This is a genomic window from Pseudomonas acericola (SeqCode) (assembly GCF_053456465.1).
In genome coordinates this window covers 980,061-999,572 of sequence record NZ_JBRFJB010000002.1, presented here as the reverse complement: position 1 = coordinate 999,572, position 19,512 = coordinate 980,061, and the positions used below count along the sequence as shown (strand labels likewise).

General features: G+C 53.1%; 16 protein-coding genes. All 16 read right to left on the bottom strand.

What is annotated here, in order from left to right:
* Position 1: 1 nt before the first annotated feature.
* The 16 genes from ACU688_RS10725 to hisC all read right to left on the bottom strand — a co-directional run bounded on the left by ACU688_RS10725 (position 2) and on the right by hisC (position 19,512).
* On the bottom strand, positions 2–1,417 hold the full coding sequence (locus ACU688_RS10725; RefSeq protein WP_448184673.1) for a mannose-1-phosphate guanylyltransferase/mannose-6-phosphate isomerase: 1,416 nt from the start codon (positions 1,415–1,417) through the stop codon (positions 2–4).
* A gap of 134 nt (positions 1,418–1,551) precedes the next feature.
* A complete protein-coding gene (gene fcl / locus ACU688_RS10720; protein WP_448184672.1) occupies positions 1,552–2,529 on the bottom strand; it encodes a GDP-L-fucose synthase in 978 nt (325 codons plus the stop codon).
* Between the two features lies 1 nt (position 2,530).
* The gene (gmd, locus tag ACU688_RS10715; RefSeq protein ID WP_448184671.1) at positions 2,531–3,655 is read right to left on the bottom strand and encodes a GDP-mannose 4,6-dehydratase; all 1,125 of its coding nucleotides are present in this window, start codon (positions 3,653–3,655) and stop codon (positions 2,531–2,533) included.
* Between the two features lie 30 nt (positions 3,656–3,685).
* Positions 3,686–4,645: a GDP-mannose 4,6-dehydratase gene (locus tag ACU688_RS10710; RefSeq protein ID WP_448184670.1), complete on the bottom strand. Its 960-nt coding sequence runs from the start codon at positions 4,643–4,645 to the stop codon at positions 3,686–3,688.
* A gap of 4 nt (positions 4,646–4,649) precedes the next feature.
* Entirely contained in the window at positions 4,650–5,750 is a 1,101-nt protein-coding gene (locus tag ACU688_RS10705) for a glycosyltransferase family 4 protein (protein WP_448184669.1), read from the bottom strand.
* 131 nt (positions 5,751–5,881) lie between these two features.
* On the bottom strand, positions 5,882–7,381 hold the full coding sequence (locus tag ACU688_RS10700) for an oligosaccharide flippase family protein (RefSeq protein WP_448184668.1): 1,500 nt from the start codon (positions 7,379–7,381) through the stop codon (positions 5,882–5,884).
* Between the two features lie 404 nt (positions 7,382–7,785).
* On the bottom strand, positions 7,786–8,760 hold the full coding sequence (locus tag ACU688_RS10695) for an NAD-dependent epimerase/dehydratase family protein (RefSeq protein ID WP_448184667.1): 975 nt from the start codon (positions 8,758–8,760) through the stop codon (positions 7,786–7,788).
* Positions 8,753–9,808: a glycosyltransferase family 4 protein gene (locus ACU688_RS10690; RefSeq protein ID WP_448184666.1), complete on the bottom strand. Its 1,056-nt coding sequence runs from the start codon at positions 9,806–9,808 to the stop codon at positions 8,753–8,755. The genes ACU688_RS10695 and ACU688_RS10690 overlap by 8 nt, the downstream gene beginning before the upstream one ends.
* A complete protein-coding gene (locus tag ACU688_RS10685; protein WP_448184665.1) occupies positions 9,805–10,614 on the bottom strand; it encodes a glycosyltransferase family 2 protein in 810 nt (269 codons plus the stop codon). Before ACU688_RS10685 ends, ACU688_RS10690 begins: the two co-directional genes overlap by 4 nt.
* 25 nt (positions 10,615–10,639) lie before the next feature.
* On the bottom strand, positions 10,640–11,710 hold the full coding sequence (locus ACU688_RS10680) for an O-antigen ligase family protein (RefSeq protein WP_448184664.1): 1,071 nt from the start codon (positions 11,708–11,710) through the stop codon (positions 10,640–10,642).
* 1,080 nt (positions 11,711–12,790) lie between these two features.
* Positions 12,791–13,087, bottom strand: coding sequence for an integration host factor subunit beta (gene ihfB / locus ACU688_RS10675; RefSeq protein ID WP_003189779.1), 297 nt, complete (start codon positions 13,085–13,087; stop codon positions 12,791–12,793).
* 132 nt (positions 13,088–13,219) lie between these two features.
* Positions 13,220–13,504, bottom strand: coding sequence for a hypothetical protein (locus ACU688_RS10670; RefSeq protein ID WP_448184663.1), 285 nt, complete (start codon positions 13,502–13,504; stop codon positions 13,220–13,222).
* A 161-nt stretch (positions 13,505–13,665) separates the two neighbouring features.
* Positions 13,666–15,354 (bottom strand): 30S ribosomal protein S1, encoded by a 1,689-nt coding sequence (gene rpsA / locus ACU688_RS10665; RefSeq protein ID WP_448184662.1) that lies wholly within the window; start codon positions 15,352–15,354, stop codon positions 13,666–13,668.
* Between the two features lie 120 nt (positions 15,355–15,474).
* On the bottom strand, positions 15,475–16,164 hold the full coding sequence (gene cmk / locus ACU688_RS10660; protein ID WP_124528091.1) for a (d)CMP kinase: 690 nt from the start codon (positions 16,162–16,164) through the stop codon (positions 15,475–15,477).
* A complete protein-coding gene (locus tag ACU688_RS10655) occupies positions 16,161–18,371 on the bottom strand; it encodes a bifunctional prephenate dehydrogenase/3-phosphoshikimate 1-carboxyvinyltransferase (RefSeq protein WP_448184661.1) in 2,211 nt (736 codons plus the stop codon). Before ACU688_RS10655 ends, cmk begins: the two co-directional genes overlap by 4 nt.
* A 28-nt stretch (positions 18,372–18,399) precedes the next feature.
* On the bottom strand, positions 18,400–19,512 hold the full coding sequence (gene hisC / locus ACU688_RS10650) for a histidinol-phosphate transaminase (protein ID WP_448184660.1): 1,113 nt from the start codon (positions 19,510–19,512) through the stop codon (positions 18,400–18,402).

The following is a 19,512-nucleotide window of genomic DNA, read 5'->3' as shown; positions in this document are numbered from 1 at the left end:
ATCAACCCTTTACGCGACCGTAAATATCTTCAAACCGTACGATATCATCCTCTCCCAGATAAGACCCTGACTGAACTTCAATCAGTTCCAGGGGAATCATTCCCGGATTTTCTAGTGCATGCACCTGGCCAATGGGGATAAACGTGGATTGGTTCTCAGTGACGAGGTAGGTCTTCTCCCCGTTGGTGACGCGGGCAGTGCCACTCACGACCACCCAATGTTCGGCGCGGTGATGATGCATCTGCACCGAAAGCTTCTCGCCCGGTTTGACCGTGATGCGCTTGACCTGATAACGCTCGCCACTATCAATCGAATCGTAAACACCCCAGGGGCGGTAGACCTCGCGATGGTTGACCTGCTCTTGGCGGCCACCGGCCTTGAGTTGATCGACGATCTTTTTGACTTCCTGAACTTGATCTTTACGCGCCACAAGGACGGCGTCCTTGGTTTCCACAATAATCAGGTCTTGCACGCCAACAGTGGTGACCAGGCGATGGGTCGCATGAATGTAGCTGCCGGTAGTTTTTTCCGACAGCACATCCCCCTTGAACAGGTTGCCTTGCGCGTTTTTCTCGCCGGCCTCCCAGAGGGCCGACCACGAGCCGATGTCGCTCCAACCGGCGTTCAAGGGCACCATTACCGCATCCGAGGTTTTTTCCATTACGGCATAGTCGATGGACACGTCTGGGCTGGTGGCAAAGATGGCGCTATCAACCCGGGTAAAATGCATATCTTGCTGACCGCCGGCCAAGGCATCGCGACATACCGACACGATTTCCGGGTGAAATTTTTCCAACTCCTGGATAAAACGGCTGGCGCGGAACATAAACATGCCGCTGTTCCAAAAGTAATCACCTTGGGCCAGATATGACTTCGCAGTGTTTAGGTCAGGCTTTTCAACAAATTGACTGACCTGAAACCCTCCGGCGCCAACGGGTGCACCCAATTGAAGGTAGCCGTAGCCAGTCTCAGGGCTCGTTGGCGTAATTGCGAACGTGACCAACTTGCCCGACTCTGCGAGCAAAAGAGCCGTTGAAATACTCTTCTGGAAGGCCTCGACATCCTGGATCAAGTGGTCAGCAGCCAGCACCAGCATGATGGGGTCGGCCTGCTCGCCCAAAGCCTGCAGCGCGGCCAGAGTGATGGCAGGTGCCGTGTTCCGGCCGACAGGTTCAAGAATGATATTGGCGTCTTCCAGCCCCAGTTGCCGCAGCTGTTCGGCCGCGAGAAAGCGGTGATGTTCATTGCAAATCAACCGCGGCAGCCCGTGTTCAAGCCCATCCAGGCGCTTGATCGTGGCCTGGAGCATCGTCAGGTCCGCATCCACCAAGGGTAGAAACTGCTTGGGGTTCAGTTGACGAGAGAGTGGCCATAGCCGGGTGCCTGAGCCGCCCGCCATGATTACTGGAAGAAACATTCATTCATCCTTTGAGACCGAGGTCAGCGCCGCAGTACAGGCGAGAGTGTAATTTGCACTGCAGCCAATCATTGACTGCCACAATGAAGTGGGTGAGCCATGCGTTGAGAAGGCTATCACTACGAATTTTCAGCCTAGCGCGAACGAGCATGCAAGGCGTTTTCGGAGAACCAGGCATAGGCATCTCGCAACCCGTCCTCGAGGCCGATCGTCGCGCGCCATCCCAATCGCCCTAGACGCGAAACATCCATCAGCTTTCTTGGCGGCCCGTCCGGCTTAGTGGCATCAAAACTCAGACGCCCCTTGAATCCGGTGACCTTGGCGATGGTTTCGGCCAACTCTCGAATAGTGCAGTCCTCCCCCGTACCGACGTTGATATGAGAGAGCATCGGCTGGGTGTAAGCGCCATACTGTTTCTGATCCAACTCCATGATGTGAACTGAGGCGCTGGCCATATCATCGACATGCAGGAATTCACGCATCGGCGAACCACTGCCCCACATGACAACCTCTTCAACACCCTGTTCGACGGCATCGTGGAACCGACGCAGAAGCGCCGGTATGACGTGGGAGTTTTGCGGGTGGAAGTTATCATTCGGGCCATACAGGTTAGTGGGCATGGCGCTGCGATAGTCACGCCCGTATTGGCGATTGTAACTCTCACATAACTTGATCCCGGCGATCTTCGCAATCGCATAAGGCTCATTGGTAGGTTCAAGAACCCCGGTCAGCAGCGCCTCTTCAGCCATCGGCTGCTGAACCTTGATGGGATAGATGCACGAGGAGCCGAGAAACAACATTTTCTGCACGTCGTGTTGGTGCGCCGCATGGACAATGTTCGCCTGCATCGTCAAGTTTTCGTAGATAAACTCGGCCGGGTAGGTGTTGTTGGCATGAATGCCACCTACCTTGGCCGCTGCCATATAGACTTGCTCGATCTTGTTTTCGGCAAAAAAATCCGTCACCGCACGCTGATCCAGCAAATTCAATTGAGCCCTGTCGCGGGTCACAATATTGGTATAACCCAACGCTCGCAGACGCCGGACGATGGCCGAACCTACCATCCCCTTGTGGCCAGCAACAAAAACACATTCGCTCAATTGACGTGACATGTTAGTTCTCCAGCGACACCGGCAAGTCATAACCGTGATTCTTCAACAACGCATGACGCTGGGCGACTTTCAAATCTTCGCGAACCATCTCAGCACACATTTCCTGAGCCGTGATTTCCGGTACCCAGCCCAGCTTTGTTTTTGCCTTGGTAGGATCACCAAGCAGTGTTTCCACTTCGGCAGGACGGAAATAGCGTGGGTCAATGCGAACGAGCGTATCGCCGACTTTAAGCGCTGGAGCCTTATCTCCAACAATCGACTCGATGATGCCCCGCTCGTCTACACCTGTGCCTTCGAAACGCAAGGTCAGGCCAAGTTCAGCGGCAGACCAACGAATGAAGTCACGTACAGAGTACTGAACGCCCGTTGCAATAACGAAATCTTCAGGTACGTCTTGCTGCAACATCATCCATTGCATACGAACGTAGTCTTTGGCATGCCCCCAATCCCGCAACGCATCCATGTTGCCCATGTAGAGGCACTGCTCAAGCCCCTGGGCAATGTTTGCAAGGCCACGGGTAATTTTCCGGGTGACAAACGTCTCGCCACGTCGCGGCGATTCGTGATTGAAGAGAATGCCGTTACACGCATGCATGCCATACGCTTCGCGGTAGTTGACCACAATCCAATACGCGTAGAGTTTCGCGACAGCGTAGGGCGAGCGCGGATAGAACGGTGTGGTTTCTTTCTGCGGTGTCTCTTGTACCAAGCCATAGAGTTCAGAGGTGGAGGCTTGGTAGAAACGGGTCTTTTTCTCGAGCCCGAGCAGACGAATGGCCTCGAGAATTCGCAGGGTGCCCATGGCATCGACGTCAGCCGTATATTCCGGGGACTCAAAGCTCACGGCCACGTGAGATTGTGCACCGAGGTTGTAAACCTCGTCAGGTTGCACTTCCTGAATGATGCGGGTCAGATTCGACGAGTCGGTGAGATCCCCGTAATGCAAGATAAAGCGCTGATTATCAACATGCGGATCCTGATAGATATGATCAACACGTTGTGTATTAAAAGAGGATGCACGTCGTTTGATACCGTGGACTTCGTAGCCTTTTTCCAACAACAGTTCGGCCAAGTAGGAGCCGTCCTGGCCGGTGATCCCGGTAATTAGCGCTTTCTTCAGGGTCATGTTTAGGTCCTAAAACTCTTAGAGTTACTATTAAATCGCATTTAGCATGCTGGTAATGACATCAGGCATCGTTGATTGTGCCTTCCACCCCAACACCTGTTCGGCCTTTACTGGACAAGCGCGACTGACCAATAGATCAGTGGGTCGAAAGAACTCAGCCGATTGATCAACATGAGCCTTCCAGTCGAGGCCTAATTGTGTAAATGCTTCAGCGACAAAGGTTTCCAGCGTATGTGTTTGACCGGTGGCGATTACGAAATCACTAGGTTCGTCACACTGCAGCATCCGCCACATTGCATCAACGTACTCTGAGGCGGCTCCCCAATCACGTGCGATATCCAAACGACCAAGCGTCAACCGCTCCTTGGAGCCCTCAGCAATCCGTTTGGCTGTAGTCACGATTTTTTGTGTTACAAATCTGGAGGGGCGTAATGGAGACTCATGGTTAAACAAGATGCCCGTACACGCAAAAAGATTATAAGCCTCTCGATAGTTATCAACCAGCCAGAACGCTGAGGACTTAGCCACGGCATAAGGGCTGCGGGGATGGAAAGCTGTGCCCTCGGAAGCTGGCTCGCCATTTGTATCACCAAAACATTCGCTGGAGCCCGCTTGATAAAAGCGAATCGGACGCTCCGTCATCCGACATGCTTCAAGCATATTCAGTGTTCCCAGAGTAATGCTTTGAATTGTTTCAGCAGGTTGCTCGAACGACAGCCCGACTGAAGACTGCCCCGCCAGAAAGTAGACCTCATCTGGCTGGCTACGCTTGAGTGCCATGAAAACACTGCGAAAGTCCTCAGGCACCATCGACAGCAATTTCACCCTGGAGAATACATCCAGTCGCTTCAGATTTACGAATGAAGAGCCCTGCGCGTCCCGGGATGTCCCCCAAACGGAATAGCCCTTGTTCAGCAACAGCTTCGCGAGATAAGCACCATCCTGGCCACTCACACCGCAAATCAGGGCGGTTTTTTCTGAATATTCCAAAGTATTACCTTTGTAATGAATTGTAGATCGATAGTGTTTCCAGACTACAGCGCTGCCATGAAAATTGATTTAAACGCTCATGTCCAAGCGCCACCAATCTCGCAACTTCGCTAGCAGAGTAAACCACCCTTTCTATCGCTCCAGCCATTTCATCATCATTTACAGGGTCGAAAAAAACACCCGCGTTACCGATGATTTCAGGCATTGAACTGGTGCCGCTACTGATGACAGGGCATGAATGCGCCATCGCCTCCAGCGGAGGAAGACCAAAGCCCTCATAGATAGACGGATAGACAAATGCTTGGGCGCCCTCATAGAGCTCACCCAGTAAAGCATCGTCCCCGCCCATCTGCCGCACCTGACCTGCTGCAAAACCGAGGCGCTGCACCAACTCTTGCTCGCTAGCGGAGAACACACCGCCGCCAAAAGCAACAATGTCGAAATCCGACTTTAACCGTGTTGAACTCGCCACGGCACGGAGCAGTCCGGCAAAGTTCTTGTAGGCAAAGCGTGCCCCTACATACAACAGGTAGGGCCTGGGCATCCGGGCCTGTTGTTTTACCACGACGGGTTTGAATTGCTCAAAGCCCAAATGAACAACCGACAACTTGCTTTCAGGGACAGCGAACAGCCTCATAAGGTCTTGTCGTGTGCTCTCTGAAATACAGATGACATGGTCCGCACGCTCTACCGCCCGTCGCTTGAGCTGGGATGTCTTATCCTCTGAAGAGAAGCTTTCGGGATACAGCTCGTGGATCATATCGTAGACCGTCAGCACAGTCGGGCAGCCCTTGGGGGCCGTGCTCGAACGCGCGTAATAGGTTTCATGCACCACCTGGGGCCGCCAACGACTCATCGACGCTCGCCCTTGAAGACGGTTGTAGCCCAGCATGAGCCTCGCGGTATAGGGCGGATACTTTTCTATCCAGCGCCCATGAACGATCCCCTCAGACAAATCGTTCAAATAAGCATTGCGGTACAGGGGTGAAAAAACCCCCACATCGGTACCCGCCTGGGCCATCTGCTCGGCAATGCGGCAAAAATAACGAGAAATGCCACCGTAGTTTTGCAAGGCGAATATTTGGTAATCGAAAGCAACACGCATATTATTTTTTCGCTCGAGAGAAGGTTAAGCCCCAGCCGATTAAAAAACTGAGCTCGTAGCGCATCAAAGCCACTGCCAATTCGAACAAATGCTGCCGAGGCTGCGCCAGCGTCATAGGGCTCATTGATATATTACAGTGCATTTCTCCATTGAACCCTCCGGGTATCAACGCGAAAAACGAACAACCGGAGCGCCACGAGAACATAGCTTACCCCTAGCGATAAAAACATCACAAAGAGGTTGCCAACGCTTAAAACGTCATAGATCAACTTGAAAAACCACAATGAAGACACTGAAATCAGCAAAGGGATGACAATTGCTTCCAGGTACCAAACCTTCACGGGCTTGATATTTAACTTTCTAAAAACAATCGGCGGGCACAAGACCACAAAACCTATGTTCAGTAAAAGCCAAGGCCATGCACTGCCGGTGAGCCCGTAGGTACTCGCCAAATAATACGTCAATGGAACCACAAGAAGCGCGGCGATAAAATTTTGCCAGACGCTGAACCGAGTCCAGCCATGGGCCAATTGCAGCGCGTAAGGCATATGCATAAAAGAATGAACCATAGTGCCCACAACCAATATCAAAAGCGGCCCACTGGCGGCGGCGGCGATATTCGTATCCCTGGTCCACAGCGCAAGCAACGGGTGGCTGTACAGTGCAATCCACACCGAAAACGGAATAACCAGCATCGACAGTATCTGACTTGCCCTGATATATGACCCAAACGCTTCAGCCGTATTTCCAGAAGCGACCGCCGCAACGATTTTAGGATAATAGGCATTAAAGACTGGCGATATCATCCTGAAGGCGATAGTTCCCAGCGTCCAAGCAAGCATGTAATAACCAAAATCCGTCAATGACAACGTCTTGGACAAAACTATTTTGTCGGCCTGCATCAATAAAAATGCCAGGGCATTCGTCACCCCAACACCAACTGCAAAGCCCCGAAGGCCGCGCAGCGCCTCAACAGAAAACAGCTGAGACTGCTTCCAGCCGCCTAGCTCTCGAACCAACTGAATACGCAAAATAAAAACGGTCAGAACATTGATCACACACTGCCATATGAAGAACCATTCGACCGTAGGTGAAACAAGCCACAACACCAGCACAGTCCCGACCGAACGCAGCGTCGCAAAAACAGAGGTTGCAATATTTAGTTCGACTTGCTTCTGAAGCCCTGTCAGAGCGCCATAATAGAATGCGATAGGAAACTGAAGAACCAACGCCACGCCCATGACTCTTAGCGACTGAGTCACCGACTCCAGTTTACTGGGCGTCACATCAAGCCAATAGTAAGAAATCACCGGAGCCAAACATATGACGACCGTGCCTGCCGTGAGCGCTACACCCCAAAATATCCACTCAACGCTTCTCAGCAGTAAAACTACCTTTAGCTTTTCCGTCGGCGAAGCAGCCTCATATACTGAAGCCTCTTTAGTCGCTACCGCGCCGAAGCCCCCATCAAGCATCGTCATAGCAGCAGAGAGAATTACAAAAAAGCCAATTAGACCGTAACCTTCAACGCCAATAAACTTTAAATACAAAGGTACAAAGCAGATCCCCATCAAGGCAGCCCAGCCCTGCCCCAGAAAGTTCGCGGCTACGTTCTTGAGAGCGCTATTCATGCATCACAGCCTTTCAGCACACAACGGGTAACTTCGGGAAAATCAATTAACTTTAAAGACATCTTCGATTATATTCCGTCGCAATTCAGACCCTTCGGAAATACGCGCGCCCTGTACCTCCACCACACGTCCAGTCTTTACAAAAAACGTACTTAACAGCACCACTGAAACAGCCCCACCGCTCAGAGCACTTATACCGACCGAACAGAAAGCCTGGCATCAATGAGAACCTTAGCATGACGCCGGAGCACTGAAAAGTCTTTGGACAAGCACAGGCCCTTGATTTTAAAGGCAAAATGCCATCCACCACAAAAACACTGACGCTTGCGAGCCCCCATCCATGCACGCAAATGACGCCCTTGAGCGCCCCGCCTTGAAGCGGCGGGACAACTCAAGATATGCGACTATTTGGCAACTGATGGCGCCTTCAGCCATGACAATGTTTTTTTAATGCCCTCCTGCTGCCTCACTACGGGGTAAGCATTCGCCTTTTCCGCCGGAGAGCAATTCACAACATTATCAGTTGTCATGTTCTTTAGCCGAAAACTGCCAAAAGGAAACCTCAAACCGACAAAATTGCAGACATCACCAAAACGCGCCAAGCAGTGGAAAAAAAACATCGGGGCCTTGATCGGTTTCCGACGACCTGCAAGCGACGCAATGCTCAAACTCCACTCATCCACATTCAAGGGTGGCGCATCACCAATATAATAATATTCAACCCCGTCGTCAGACGTTTGAGAAATTGAAATAATCTGATTCACACTGTTTTCTACATAACCGTACGTCTTCGTACTCGACGCTTTGCCAATTCGAATGTAGCGGCCGGCGAGCACTATATCGAAGAAGTTTCGATAAGGTTCTCCAAACCAGGGGCCCCAAATAGATGTAGGACGTACGATAGAGCATCTCGGCATCTGCGCCTTCCACTTCCTTACGATGCGCTCACCCTCTACCTTGCTTTTGCCGTACACCGTAGTCGGCGAAACATCTTCGATCGTAGACGGTATATGACCAGCCCTACAAACCAGCATACTAGAAGCAAAAACGGCATGTTTGACGTAGTCAGCCGAAGACAGAACCTTGCACAAGTTCTCCACACCCGCGATATTTTCCCGGTAGTCCTCCAGGGCCTTACCACGGAGGTCTGTCCGCGCCGCGAGGTGAAATACATAATCAGGCTTGAATAATTCAAACGCCTCAGCCAGCAGCTCAACATCGCAAATATCGCAATAGCGGTGGACGTCGAGATTATCGCTATTTCTGGGTGGCGCGACATCCAGACTTAGAACCGCACATCCCATATCCTTTAGCCGGCACACCAAGTTAGTCCCTATAAAGCCTGACCCACCTGTAACTAAAATCCTAAAGTTAGTCACGCTGCAACTCCTCATAGACCTTAAGATAGCTGGATGCCATCGCAGAAGAGCTGTAACGCTCACGCGCAATTTTCAGCACCGCCGCCGCCTTGGACTCATCGGCCATGCATTTCATCACTGCTGCGTCAAGGCTAGCCACGTCATCCACTTTAAAAAAACAAACCGCCTCTTCAGTGAAGAGTTCCCGAAAAATAGGGATATCGGAGCATACGATCTTTTTCGAGTGGAGGGCGGCCTCAATCAACGCAAGCCCAAAACCTTCCGCGCGAGAGGGCATGGCAAACACATCGAAAAAAATATTACATTGGTGCGCATAGGGGACGGACGAAATAAAGACACATCGATCATCAACACCCAACGATACACTCAACTCTTGCAATGACTTCTTCGCAGGCCCATCACCAATGACCACCAGCCCCGCACGAGCATTTTCACTCAACAACCTAATTAATTGATCAACGCCCTTGGTGGCAGTGAGCACGCAGTACGTGCCCAATAAAACATCGACACGAACCTTTAACGCCTCGATCTCACTGGCGCACCATTCCTCGATCAAATCATAATCAACAACAACATCCCGACCGTTGTAAACCCGGGTTATTTTCTTATTATATGAAAATCTCGAGTAATACTTAGCCGCATCCTCACTCAAAACAACCAAGCGGTTGTGACGTAACCAGCACACATTCCAAATGAAACTAAAAACAAAAGAGATAAATTTGTTGTAATGAAAATACAACTCCTTCTCGACATAATTGTGCAAGGTGCTCACATAGCGCACCTCGCCAAACAAAGACTTGTTTCTGAATACAAAAGCATCAGCCCTTAACAAGTGGGAGTGGACCACATCATAAGCAGAAAAATCAAAGGCCTTATAAAAACTAACTCGCTCAAACCTTACACCCGCGAGCAACTCAATCTCGACACGCTCGTCAAAATAAAGCACCGTAACGTCATGCCCCCTAAGAAGCATCTGCTCGCACAACTGCAAAACTACTAAAATAGGGGCCTTATTGACAATGGCAGGAACCACATAGCAGATTTTCATTTCTTCACAGCCCCGCCATAAACCGATAGCAGCTTCATCACCCCACGGTCACCCAACACAACACTGAGTAAGAAAAGAGTCAATCGTTTGAGAAAAATCGAGTCAACCAAATACACTGGAGACAACGCCAACTCTTTCCGAAGCCTGAAATTCTCACGAATAATAGACATCATCAAACTCGGCTTATTACTAAGCCCACCCACTCGGTGAGTGACGACGGAAAAAGGATAAAAACCCGCCTCCTGCTCCCGAAGCGCACGAAGAATAAAATGGTAATCCCCAATCACCTTATAACTCTCGTCAAATCCATTTCCCACTTCAAACAGCGACGCATGATGAAAACACCCCGGGTGACGTATGGTCATCTTCTTTTTCAGGCCGACGCTTGCCGCCTCCCAAGGTAAACCAACCTCCGCGATAAATACTCCAGACTCGTCAACAAGATTATTTTTGCCGTAGACGATGTTAACACCGTGCTCGCTGGCAGCATCCAAATGCTCAATTACAGAGGACAGCGCTGACGGCGAGCTAAAATAATCGTCGCTCCCGAGGAACGTTATCCATTCCGCGTCTACCTGCGCCAATGCCTTGTTCCATGCATTGTAGACGCCAGAGTCCTTCTCACTGGAGAATCTGGCCACTCCATACTCTTGTATTATCTTTAGCGTCCCATCGGTACTACCGCCATCTTGAATATACAAATCGATATCTTTAAAGCTCTGCGCCATAATAGAATCCAAACACTCGCGCAGTGTTCTTTCACTATTGTACGTAGCAACCACGATCCCAACTTTCGCCCTAGGCATTCTAGCTTACCCTATCTTAATTCATTTAGATCGCGACCAATCTTTGACTACGTAGTTGCACCGACTGACAATATACCTTATCAAACAAAGCAGTTATCATCATAAAAAACACAAAATGATATTTATAAAAATACATCACATTACCAAAAGAACCCACCACAACAAATGCCAATAAAAACGCCCTAGCCAGGGTACTTTTATTTCTCCGGTAACTGTAAATTACCAGCGCGAGAAAAAACGCCACACCCAACACACCCGCCTCGATCGCGGCACTTAACAAAAAGTTATGGGCCGGGTAATCAATCCCAGACAATGCGAAAATCACCTGGCTTTCCGTGCCGATACCGTACCCAAAGGGGTTTTGAATAAATGCCTTCAATGCAGCACTGTAGAGAACCTCTCGCGTCGGGTCAAATCGGGAAAAATCCCAACCAATTGCGGCAATCACCGCTCCTAGCACCAAAAACACAAAGAACAATTTCGACACTCTAAGTCTTGCAAAGCATAAATAAACCAACGCAAGCGTGACCGCCAGCAAATCACCCTTGGAGAAAAGCATTAGAGGCGGGAGCAGCATGAACATGCTGAGCAGCAAATACACCGTCTTTCCGGTGACGTTATACTTCAACAAATTCAAATAGATCGACAACAGCAATACCGTACCCACCGTATTGATGTGCACACTCAGAAAAGAATATGGGCCATTAAAAAAATCTTTATAGTGCTGCTGACTTCCTACCAACACACTCGCAGAGTAGTCCAACTTGAAGACTAGGTAAAACACTATCAACAGCGCAAACACCGGCCCCCAATTGGCCATTCCATCAAGCATCGCCGTTTTTTCAACATCAGACATCAGCGACATGACAATAACAACAAGCAAGACCTGAAGTATACGAAAGAACACATCATAATTAACAACAAGGCCACTCATATAAACCAGTATCGCCCCGTAAAAAACATAGGCCAGGACAACAAATACATAACCAAACATTACGAGCTTAGCGTGGCGAGCACACAAAAAAACCACACCTATAAAAACAAGCAAAAATTCATCTAGCTTGTAATTCACGCCCCCAACATCGAACATCTTCACGGGAAAAACCATTAAGGCGCCGAGTAGATAACACAGGTACTTCATCTGCATGTACCACAGACTCTATCCAGCACTAACTTCCGGAGCCTATCGACCTTAGAGCATCTCCAAAGCACTCCAAGTAGCTTAATACCGTTACCGCTCCAAAGCCAATCACCGGCAGCGTTCGCCCCCCGATCAATTGAATCGAGAGTAACTTGCGGCACAGAGCTAACCGCACCATGGGTGGCTTGCCAACTATTTGCTTTCATCAGACCCCCTGTTTGCCCATATTGGCATGCCCCGCCTACCGAGTAGTCAGGAAAGAACAATCTCCATGACCCGACGAAGCCTAAATAGGATCACCCCTAGGGCCAACGCCCCCTGAGCATTCCTTCACAGAAAGCAAAGCCCTGTCACGACATAGTGGCAAGATGACTGCACACCCAATACCGACCTCAAACTGCTTGGTACTTGAGGATGAGTACGACTAATGGAGAATTTCGGCGACTGCAAATTGCCTTCGCTCGACAGCTCGAAACTCCGAGCAACTTGAAAATAAACGCTGGACGAGCAAAACAAATATTACTTTGAAACTTACGATCTCGCATCATGCAAAATCTTTTCAAACATCAAACCGAACAATACGCTACAAAAATCAGAGCTAGCCGTAGGAAATATCCGAACCAGTGATAACGATGTAACCCTGCGCTCAGCGGAAGACAAGTACACACCAGATTATACCGAACAACCTGATATCGAATTGACGGCAGCAGCGATCGATCAACTTATACGCCGCTTATACTTCAGGCGTTACTAAAGCCCGTAGCCAACACCGGCGTGAACCACTCAAACACGCCTGGACTGCCCGGCTCGCCTCGTTAACATCCCCAGGCAAGGGCCTATCAAGGTACCAATTATCAAAGCAAGTACCACAAACACAGCTACCGGGAATCTGGCGCTTGTCCACCCCAGGAAAGACAAAGCCACACCCTGCTGGTTTTCCAACACGAATGCGATGACCCCCAAGATGACAATCATCAGGGTCAACCCCAAGAAAATACGCCCAACTCTACCCATGGCAGCTTTCCTCAAAGAAACTCAGACACCCTCTTCCTCTTCTTCGTTCACCCGATCCCGCAGCTCCTTGCCCGGCTTGAAGTGAGGAACGAACTTACCGTCGAGACTGACCGACTGCCCGGTCTTGGGATTACGCCCAACCCGCGGCGCGCGATAGTGCAGCGAGAAGCTCCCAAACCCACGAATCTCAATTCGATCGCCGGTAGCCAGACACTGGGACATCTGTTCAAGCATGGTCTTGATGGCAAGCTCCACATCCTTGGATGAAAGCAGCCCTTGATGGGTGACAATTCGTTCGATCAACTCCGACTTCGTCATATTTTTCCCTTCTTTTTCAAGCAGCTAGGAAAATCGCTTCGAAGGTTTTAGCATGACTTGACGAATTTGAACAGCCCATGCTTCAACTTATCTAGCAGAGAGATCAACGACAGCAAAACAGGGCTTATCCCCTCAATTACAGATCACCAACATGGTCCGAGTGACGGCACCTGCCGGATTCCAGCCGAATAGATAGTCACCCTCCTCGTCCTTTGCATCGCTGGACCTGGTGACAACCTTGTAGCCTTGCATCTTGCACTCACGTGCCGCGCGCTTCTCACACTTGTCCCATCCAGAGCCGAGGCCCGAGCAATCGATCTCGATACCGCTTACACCGTGCCGGGCATGGGTCTTGGCGCTAGTGGCTGAGCACCCTGCAAGCACCACTACTGCAAATACTACGATAAGCCTGTTCATTCCAACCCTTACTGAATAACCAACACGGGAACAGCTTTTCAATCGACTATAGTCAGTTCTGACAGCCGCTCATACCGCTTGGTTCTTGGTTGTTGATTCAACGAATTTCAGGCACAAAAAAGGGCGACCGAAGTCGCCCTTTTTCTATAGCTTTACAGAACTTAGTTCTGCTTGGCCATTGCTTGACGCAACAGGGCAGCCATAGTGGTGTCTGCTGCTGCTTCGCCTTCCGGAGCCGCTTTCAGGCTCTGGATTGCTTCTTTCTCTTCAGCATCGTCTTTCGACTTGATGGAGAGTTGGATCACGCGGCTCTTGCGATCAACGCTGATGATCTTGGCTTCTACTTCCTGGCCTTCTTTCAGAACGTTGCGCGCGTCTTCAACGCGGTCACGGCTGATTTCGGAGGCTTTCAGAGTCGCTTCGATATCGTCGGCCAGAGTGATGATGGCGCCTTTAGCGTCAACTTCCTTCACGATGCCCTTAACGATTGCGCCTTTGTCGTTGTCCTGAACGTATTCAGAGAACGGGTCGCTTTCCAGCTGCTTGATGCCCAGGGAGATGCGCTCGCGCTCTGGGTCAACCGACAGGATAACGGTGTCCAGCTCGTCGCCCTTCTTGAAACGACGAACAGCTTCTTCGCCAACTTCGTTCCAGGAGATGTCGGACAGGTGAACCAGGCCGTCGATGCCGCCGTCCAGACCAATGAAGATACCGAAATCGGTGATCGACTTGATGGTGCCGGAGATTTTATCGCCCTTGTTGAACTGGCCAGAGAAATCTTCCCATGGGTTAGATTTGCACTGCTTGATGCCCAGGGAGATACGACGACGCTCTTCGTCGATGTCCAGAACCATAACTTCCACTTCGTCGCCGACTTGTACGACTTTCGAAGGGTGGATGTTTTTGTTGGTCCAGTCCATTTCGGAAACGTGTACCAGGCCTTCCACGCCTTCTTCCAGCTCAGCGAAGCAGCCGTAGTCGGTCAGGTTGGTAACACGCGCGGTTACGCGAGTGCTTTCTGGGTAACGGGCTTTGATAGCAACCCATGGATCTTCACCCAGTTGCTTCAGGCCCAGGGAAACACGGTTGCGTTCGCGATCGTATTTCAGAACCTTTACATCGATCTCGTCGCCAACGTTGACGATTTCAGATGGATGCTTGATGCGCTTCCAAGCCATGTCGGTAATGTGCAGCAGGCCATCGACGCCACCCAGATCGACGAATGCGCCGTAATCGGTGAGGTTCTTGACGATACCTTTGACTTGTTGGCCTTCCTGCAGGGATTCCAGCAGAGCTTCACGCTCGGCGGAGTTCTCTGCTTCCAGGACGCTGCGACGGGAAACGACAACGTTGTTGCGTTTCTGGTCGAGTTTGATGACCTTGAATTCGAGTTCCTTGCCTTCCAGGTGCGTGGTGTCGCGCACTGGACGAACGTCGACCAAAGAACCTGGCAGGAACGCACGGATGCCGTTAACGTCGACAGTGAAGCCGCCTTTAACCTTACCGTTGATAACGCCCTTGACCACTTCTTCAGCTGCGAAGGCTGCTTCGAGAACAATCCAGCATTCAGCGCGCTTGGCTTTTTCACGGGACAGCTTGGTTTCACCGAAACCGTCTTCAACCGAGTCCAGAGCAACGTGAACTTCGTCACCGACATTGATAGTCAGGTCACCAGCATCGTTGTAGAACTGTTCCAGCGGGATCAGAGCTTCAGACTTCAGACCAGCGTGAACGGTTACCCAGCGAGCTTGGTAATCGATATCAACGATAACACCGGTGATGATGGAGCCTGCCTGAAGGTTCAGGGTTTTTAGGCTTTCTTCAAAGAGTTCCGCAAAGCTTTCGCTCATTTTAATTCCTGTTGATAAGGGCGAAGAATACGCCCATCTCCACACCCCAGACGGTGTGGGTCAGTTTCAGTTAAAAGAAGCCACCGCAGGACTATGACTGGTCCCCTGCGGCCTTCTTGATCACCCGGCGATATCGCGAATGGCGATTTCGCTCAAGATGCGTTCCAGCACCTGCTCGATGGACAACTCCGTGGAGTCCAGCTGTATCGCATCAGCCGCCGGTTTGAGCGGGGCTACTGCGCGCTGGGTATCACGCTCATCGCGTGCACGGATCTCATCTAGCAGACTCGACAGACTAACACCATCGACTTTGCCCTTCAACTGCAAGTAGCGGCGACGAGCCCGCTCCTCGGCGCTGGCGGTCAGGAAAACCTTCAGCGGCGCCTCGGGAAACACCACGGTTCCCATATCGCGACCATCAGCCACCAGGCCAGGCGGCTCCTGAAAAGCCCGCTGACGCTGCAGCAACGCATCACGTACGGCCGGCAGCGCGGCAATCTGCGAGGCCCAGGAACCGACCTGTTCATTGCGCAGGTCATCGGTCACATCATCCCCTTCCAGAATAATGCGTTGCGGATGACCTTCCGTCGCCCCGACGAACTGCACATCTAGATGCGCCGCCAACAGCTTCAAGGATTCTTCGTTGGTCAGGTCGACACCATGGTTGCGCGCGGCAAAGGCCAGCAGGCGGTACAGCGCGCCGGAATCCAGCAGGCACCAACCCAGGCGCTTGGCCAGGATGCCGGCGATCGTGCCTTTGCCCGAGCCGCTTGGCCCGTCGATGGTAATCACCGGTGCTTTAATATTCACAATTGAGCCTCTTGGGCTACACGCATGCCGACTTGGGCACACAGTGTAAGAAAGTTCGGAAAAGATGTAGCTACATTGGCGCAGTCACGGATATGAATAGGCGCTGTCGCCCGCAGGGAGGCAACGCTGAAGGCCATGGCAATCCGATGATCACCGTGAGCATGGACTTCACCTCCGCCCATCGGGCCACCGTCAATAATAATCCCATCAGCGGTTGGTTCACACTTGACCCCCAGCGCCAGCAGACCATCGGCCATGACCTGAATACGATCAGACTCTTTGACACGAAGCTCTTCGGCACCCCGCAAAACTGTGCGCCCTGCTGCGCAAGCCGCCGCAACAAACAGCACTGGGAACTCATCGATCGCCAACGGCACCAGCGCCTCGGGAATCTCGATACCCTTCAGCGCCGCCGCGCGCACACGCAGATCGGCGACAGGTTCCCCACCCACTTCACGCGGGTTTTCCAAGGTGATCTCCGCCCCCATCAGCCGCAGGATATCAATCACCCCGGTACGTGTCGGATTGATGCCAACATGCTCCAACAACAAGTCGGAGCCTTCGGCAATCGAAGCAGCCACCAGGAAAAACGCCGCAGAGGAAATATCCCCCGGCACCTCGATACGGGTTGCCGTCAGCGCATGCCCGGACTCGACCGACGCCGTCGCCCCGTCAACCGTCACCGGATAACCGAAGCCGCGCAACATGCGCTCAGTGTGATCACGGGTCGGCGCCGGCTCGGTCACCGAGGTCTTGCCTGCGGCGTACAGCCCGGCCAGCAACAGGCAGGACTTGACCTGCGCGCTGGCCATCGGCAACGCATACGTCAACCCTTTCAGCGCCTGGCCGCCACGAATCGTCAGCGGCGGCCGCCCTTCAGGGCCGGTCTCGATCACTGCGCCCATTTCCCGCAGCGGCTTGGCCACGCGGCTCATGGGACGCTTGGACAAAGAAGCATCGCCCGTCAGCACACTGTCGAAGCTTTGCGCCGCCAGCAGCCCGGACAGCAACCGCATCGACGTACCGGAGTTCCCCAGGTAAATCGGCCCCGGCGCCGCCTTCAAACCATGCAAACCTACGCCATGAATGGTCACGCGCCCGTGGTGCGGCCCTTCAATCACCACGCCCATGTCGCGAAACGCCTGCAAGGTCGCCAGGGCATCTTCGCCTTCGAGGAAACCTTCGACTTCCGTCACGCCCTCGGCCAACGACCCCAGCATGATCGAGCGATGGGAAATCGACTTGTCGCCCGGCACACGAATACGCCCGCTCAAGCAGCCGCCTGGACTAGCCAGGAACGTCAACTCATCGGCATCCACCGCCGTCTCCATGTAGGCCCGGCGCGCCAGAATCTTGCTGAAATGCTCCCGCGCCACCCGCGCACGGGTGAACACGCCCAGCAATTGGTGCCCATCACCCGCGTCAACCGCATCGCGCAAGGCGTCGAGGTCACTGCGGAAAGTATCCAGGGTACGCAACACTGCTTCGCGGTTGGCGAGGAAGATGTCGTGCCACATCACTGGATCACTGCCGGCAATCCGCGTGAAATCACGGAAGCCGCCGGCGGCGTAACGGAAAATCTCTAGGTTCTCGTTGCGCTTGGCCAGGGAGTCCACCAAGCCAAAGGCCAGCAGATGGGGCAAGTGACTGGTCGCCGCCAGCACTTCGTCGTGACGCTCGACCTGCATATGCTCAACGTCCGCGCCGAGCTCGCGCCACAGCCGATCCACCACCGCCAGCGCCGCCGGATCGGTTTGCGCAAGCGGCGTGAGGATCACCTTGTGCCGACGGAACAGCTGCGCATTGGACGCCTCCACCCCACTCTGCTCGGAGCCCGCAATCGGATGGCCCGGCACAAAGCGCGCCGGCATGCCGCCAAAGGCCAGTTGCGCCGCGCGCACTACATTGCCCTTGGCGCTGCCGACGTCCGTCAGGATCGCCTGGCCCAGGTCCATGCCAGCCAACAACGCCAGCACCTTTTCCATGGCCAGGATCGGCACAGCCAGCTGGATCACATCTGCGCCCTGGCAGGCAAGCGCCAGGTCGGCCTCGCAGCGATCGACTACCCCGAGCTCAACCGCCAACTTGCGCGATTGCGGGTCCAGGTCCACACCGACCACTTCGCCACACAACCCGCTTTCACGCAGGCCTTTGGCAAAGGAGCCGCCGATCAACCCCAGACCGACCACCACCAGGCGACCGATCATAGGCACAACAGGTTGCATTGCAGTGACATCAACCACGAGCCAGAACCTTGGCCAGCGCCTCCAGGAAGCGGGCGTTCTCGGCCGGCAAACCAATGGTGATACGCAGGTGGTTCGGCATGCCGTAGTTGGCCACCGGGCGCACGATCACACCTTCAGCCAGCAGGCCCTGGAACACCGGGGCCGCCACTTGGCCAAGATCGACACAGATGAAGTTGCCCTTGGACGCAATCCAGCCCAGGCCCAACGCACGGAAACCTTCCTGCAGTTGCAACATGCCGCTTTCGTTGATGCGGCGACCTTCGTCCAGGTACTCGGCATCCTTCACCGCCGCACAGGCCGCCGCCAGGGCGAGGCTGTTGACGTTGAACGGCTGGCGTACGCGGTTCAGCACATCGGCAACAACGGCCGTGGACAAACCATAGCCGACCCGCAACGAAGCCAAGCCATAAGCCTTGGAGAACGTGCGCGATACCAGCAGGTTCGGGTAGGCCGCCAGGAAGTCCAGACCATCCGGCAGGTCGCTGCCTTCGGCGTACTCGATGTAGGCCTCGTCCAGCACCACCAGCACGTGCTCGGGCACGTCCTGCAGAAAATCGTTCAGCGCCTGTGCATCGAACCAAGTCCCGGTCGGGTTGTTCGGGTTGGCGATAAACACCACGCGGGTCTGTGCATCGATGGCCGCCAACATGGCCGGCAAGTCGTGGCCCCAATCCTTCGCCGGGATCACCCGCGCATCAGCACCCACCGCCTGGGTGACGATCGGATAGACGGCAAACGCGTGCTCACTGAACACCGCATTGAGACCCGGCGCCAGGTAAGCACGGCCGACCAGCTCAAGAATGTCGTTGGAACCGTTGCCCAACGTCACCTGATTCAGCTCGACCCGGCACTTCTCGGCCAGCAGCGACTTCAGGGCAAAGCCGTTGCCATCGGGATAACGGGTCAGCTCGGCCAGCTCTTCACGAATCGCCGCCAACACCTTGGGACTTGGGCCCAACGGGTTCTCGTTACTGGCCAGCTTGACGATCTTCGCCGGGTCCAGGTTCAACTCACGCGCCAACTCGTCCACAGGCTTGCCCGGGACGTAAGGCGACAGTTGTTGCACGCCCGGCTGCGCCAGGGCGAGGAAGTTGCCACTCAT

Bases quoted from the DNA above. Each gene is read 5' to 3' on its own strand.
- ACU688_RS10725 (WP_448184673.1), bottom strand. From the start codon at position 1,417: ATGTTTCTTCCAGTAATCATGGCGGGCGGCTCAGGCACCCGGCTATGG.
- fcl (WP_448184672.1), bottom strand. From the start codon at position 2,529: ATGTCACGTCAATTGAGCGAATGTGTTTTTGTTGCTGGCCACAAGGGG.
- gmd (WP_448184671.1), bottom strand. From the start codon at position 3,655: ATGACCCTGAAGAAAGCGCTAATTACCGGGATCACCGGCCAGGACGGC.
- ACU688_RS10705 (WP_448184669.1), bottom strand. From the start codon at position 5,750: ATGCGTGTTGCTTTCGATTACCAAATATTCGCCTTGCAAAACTACGGT.
- ACU688_RS10700 (WP_448184668.1), bottom strand. From the start codon at position 7,381: ATGAATAGCGCTCTCAAGAACGTAGCCGCGAACTTTCTGGGGCAGGGC.
- ACU688_RS10690 (WP_448184666.1), bottom strand. From the start codon at position 9,808: ATGAAAATCTGCTATGTGGTTCCTGCCATTGTCAATAAGGCCCCTATT.
- ACU688_RS10685 (WP_448184665.1), bottom strand. From the start codon at position 10,614: ATGCCTAGGGCGAAAGTTGGGATCGTGGTTGCTACGTACAATAGTGAA.
- ihfB (WP_003189779.1), bottom strand. From the start codon at position 13,087: ATGACGAAGTCGGAGTTGATCGAACGAATTGTCACCCATCAAGGGCTG.
- ACU688_RS10670 (WP_448184663.1), bottom strand. From the start codon at position 13,504: ATGAACAGGCTTATCGTAGTATTTGCAGTAGTGGTGCTTGCAGGGTGC.
- rpsA (WP_448184662.1), bottom strand. From the start codon at position 15,354: ATGAGCGAAAGCTTTGCGGAACTCTTTGAAGAAAGCCTAAAAACCCTG.
- ACU688_RS10655 (WP_448184661.1), bottom strand. From the start codon at position 18,371: ATGATCGGTCGCCTGGTGGTGGTCGGTCTGGGGTTGATCGGCGGCTCC.
- hisC (WP_448184660.1), bottom strand. From the start codon at position 19,512: ATGAGTGGCAACTTCCTCGCCCTGGCGCAGCCGGGCGTGCAACAACTG.